Here is a 3,552-nt window from a genome sequence, read left to right on the forward strand (position 1 = left end):
GGCCGGGGACGGGCCGCGGTGCGCGGCGGTGGCCGCAGTGTGCGGCGGCGGCCGCGCGATGTCATCAACGCGCGATGTCTTCAAATCCGGGCCCTGACCCAATAGCCTGCGCGCGTTCCACGAGTGTCACAGGTCACACGGAAGGAACCGCCGGCATGGCGCACGGGCCCGTTCACCGTTCCTCCCCGCGGCGTCGCGCCCGGATCTCGCTGCCGATCACGATCGTGGTGGTGCTGGTGCTGGCGGCGTCCGCGGGCGGGGCGGCTTGGTACTCGGCACGGCACCGGCCCCCGTCCGGCACCGCGGCCGCCTCGGTCTCCTGCCCCTCGCGGCCGACGACGGTCTCGGCGGTGGTCGCGCCGGACCTGGCGAGCGTGCTGGCACCGGTGCTCGCGCCGCAGCCGGTGCCGTGTGTGCGGGTGCTGATGACGGCGGCCGACTCGGCGGACATGGCGCGGTACCTGGCCGGCGGCGGCGCGGCTCCGGCGGGGGTGAGCGGGCGGCCGGACGTGTGGATCCCGGACACGTCGCTGTGGCTGGAGCTGGCGCGGGCCACCGCCGCCGGGCAGGCGGCGCTGCCGCAGAACGGGAGTTCGGTGGCTGATTCGCCGACCGTGGTGGCGGCGCCGAAGGCGGTGGCGGATGCGTTGGGCGGGGCGGGCGCCTTCAGTTGGGAACAGTTGGTGAAGCTGGCTTTGGCGCAGTCTCAGGGCGCTGCGGGTGCTGCGGGCGCTGCGGGTGCGCCGAGCACGCCGGGCACTCCAACCGGCGGGCCGGTGGTGGCGATCGCTGATCCGACGCACGACGCGGCAGGGCTGTCGGCGCTGATCGCACTGGACGGGATGCTCACACGAGCGGTGAACGATCCGCAGCTGAAGGTCGGGATCACCGGGTTCGTAAAGGGGATGGCGAACAACGTCGCGGCGTCGATGACGGCCTTGGCGGGGAAGGTGTTTCCGGCTTCGGAGCAGGCGGTGTTCCAGTACAACAGCCACAAGCCCGCAGTGCCGTTGACGGCGTTGTATCCGTCGGATGCCTCGGCTTCGCTGGACTACCCGATGGTGCTGCTCAACGGGGCGGATGATGCGCACGCGGTGGCCGGGAACTCGTTGCTGTCGTATCTCCAGACCCATGCCCAGGATGCGTTGCGGCGTCAGGGTTTTCGTTCGCCGGACGGGGCGCCGTCGACGGTGTTGGCCGCCGATCCACTGCTGCGCGGCACCCAGCTGATGGCGGCCACGCGTGCCGACTACGGGCTGGCCGGGCAGGCGCTGGCGTTGTGGGCGACGCTGACGCGGCAGTTGCGGATGCTGGCGGTGGTGGACGTGTCGGGGTCGATGGCGCAGACGGTGCCGGGGACCGGGCAGACGCGGTTGCAGCTGACGGGTTCGGCGTGTGAGAAGGCGATGGCTTTGTTCGGGAGCCACGCGGCGATGGGGTTGTGGACGTTCACCACCACTCATGACGCGGCCGGTACGACGGTCATCGATCCGGTGTTGCCGATCGCTGAGTTGGGGGCGCCTGAGCCGGGTGCGGGTTCGGGTGGTAACGCCGGCGCTGGCTCCGCGACGCATGGGCAGCGGATGGTCGCGGCGTACGGGGCGCTCACGGAGAAGGCCGGGTCGCGCAACGGACTGTACGACGCGTTGTTGGCGGCGTATCAGGACGTGCAGAAGGGCTGGGACCCGGCGCGGGTCAACACGGTGGTGGTGTTCACCGACGGCAAGGACGACAACCTCAACAGCATGAGCTCGGACCAGCTGATCACGCGCTTGCAGGCGACGGTGGACCCGGCGCGACCGGTGCGCGTATTCGTGGTCGCCCTCGGCGCCGACGTCGACCTGACCCTGCTGAACAAGATCACCGCGGTCACCGGCGGCGCGGCCGTGCACTTCGGCGACATCGGACAGATGACCGCGGCGATACTGGGCAGCACCGACACCCGCTGAGGGACTGTGAGATTCCCGTGTTAACGATCTGGTACGAACCGCATGACAGACCCGAGCAGTAATCGAGAACATGCCTCCATGGCCTTTCACTGCGGGGCACCGACGCGCGACGGCAGCGCGTGCCAACGCCATGTCCGGGAACCGGGCACCCGCTGCCCCCAGCACCGCAACCTCGGCGGCGCCGCGATGCACCCCCCGCGCCACGCGATGCGCACCATCACCCTCGCCGACCCGGCCCTCACCGAGGCCCCCACCGCCTGGACCTCCGCCCACACCGAACTGACAGCGCGCGCTGGCGAACTCCGCGACCGCGCAACGCCACCCCCCGCGGAGGAGTCGCAGACCCCGCCGCCGGGAAGCCTCGCAGACGAGGAGCCGACGCGCGAAGACGCGAGGCCGGGCGCGAATGACGCGAGTGAGGTGACGACGCCGGTGGGGCGACGATCGTATTTGGATCGTGAGCGGAGCCGGCGCGCCTTGCGGGAGGGCGAGCAGGGGCCTTCCGAGGCTGAGGCGGAGCACGGGCCGGCGGAGGCCGAGGAGCGCGAATCGGCGAAGGGACCGGGGCAGCGGTCGTACCTGGATCGGGAGCGTGCCGAGCGTAAGCGGCGGGCGGAGATCGAGCAGGCCGAACAAGAGCAGGCTGAGGTCGAGCCGGAGCAAGTTCCGGAGCTGGCAGCAGACGAGGTGGAGCCCGAGCAGAAGGCGGAACTCGATCAGGCCGAGATCCAGCAGCAGCCGGAGCAAGAGCAAGCCGGGGCAGAACTCGATCAGGCCGAGCCCGAGCAGCAGCCGGAGCAAGTCGAGGCAGAACCTGAGGCCGAACAGGAGCCTGAATCCGCCACTTCCACCAGCAATGCCGCTCAACCCGCCTCTGACTCTGCCACTGAACCCGCCGCCGAAGCCGCCCCTGACTCTGCCACTGAACCCGCCCCTGACTCTGCCGCCGAGCCTGCCGATGAGCCCGAGCCGCGTCCTGCCGAGCAGCGCCCCTTGTTGCGCAAGGAACGTGCGCTGGATCCGGATTGGATCGGCGCGCGGCCGCTGTTCCGCGATGAGGCGCCGACTCGGCAGGTGCCGCGGATCGAGTTCGAGCCCTCGGCTGGTGCCGAGCCTGTTGCGCCGCGGAAGGCGCCGCGGGTGGCGCCGATGCGGAGTGTGGTGCTCGGGCCGCAGGCCGATCCGCCTACGCTGGTCGATCCGATGCCGCCCATCGATCCCAATGAGCTTGTGGTGCCCGATTTCCTGCGGGCCGATTTCGTCGCGCCCGCCACCGTCACCAAGACCAAGGTCATGCCGCAGCCTGATCCCGATCCGCCTACGCTCATCGCGCCGCCGTTGCCGACCGCGCCCATGGCGGCGGACGGGCTGAACGTGCCCGACTTCATCGTGCCCGGTTTCAGCAAGCCGGCGCCGGAGCCGCCGTTGCGGACCGTGTTGTCGACGGTGCTCGGCCCCGACTTATGGCAGCGCTGCTACACCGAGTGGACGCCGGCGCACTGCACCGCGTTGGCGCGCGTGGCGCGGAATGTGGACGGGCTCGCGCCGTCGGCGGGGGCGGCGGTGCGGTCGACGGCCGGGGCCGGGATGCGGTGGTTGGGGG

The 3,552-nt window shown here is 71.0% G+C and carries 2 protein-coding genes; both read left to right on the forward strand.

Translation table 11 applies throughout. The annotated features are described in order from the left end of the window. Positions 1-155 precede the first annotated feature (155 nt). Positions 156-1,949 carry a substrate-binding domain-containing protein gene (locus IZR01_RS48620; protein ID WP_194927829.1) on the forward strand — a complete coding sequence of 598 codons (1,794 nt, stop codon included), beginning with the start codon at positions 156-158 and terminating at the stop codon, positions 1,947-1,949. 207 nt (positions 1,950-2,156) lie between these two features. Next, positions 2,157-3,552, forward strand: a 1,396-nt coding sequence (locus IZR01_RS48625; RefSeq protein WP_194927830.1) for a hypothetical protein, incomplete at its 3' end; no start/stop codon positions are given.

This window comes from Catenulispora pinisilvae (genome assembly GCF_015356865.1).
Taxonomy (GTDB): Bacteria; Actinomycetota; Actinomycetes; order Streptomycetales; family Catenulisporaceae; genus Catenulispora; species Catenulispora pinisilvae.

Excerpts from the sequence above, each read along its gene's own strand:
- IZR01_RS48620 (WP_194927829.1), top strand. The coding sequence starts at position 156 with ATGGCGCACGGGCCCGTTCACCGTTCCTCCCCGCGGCGTCGCGCCCGG.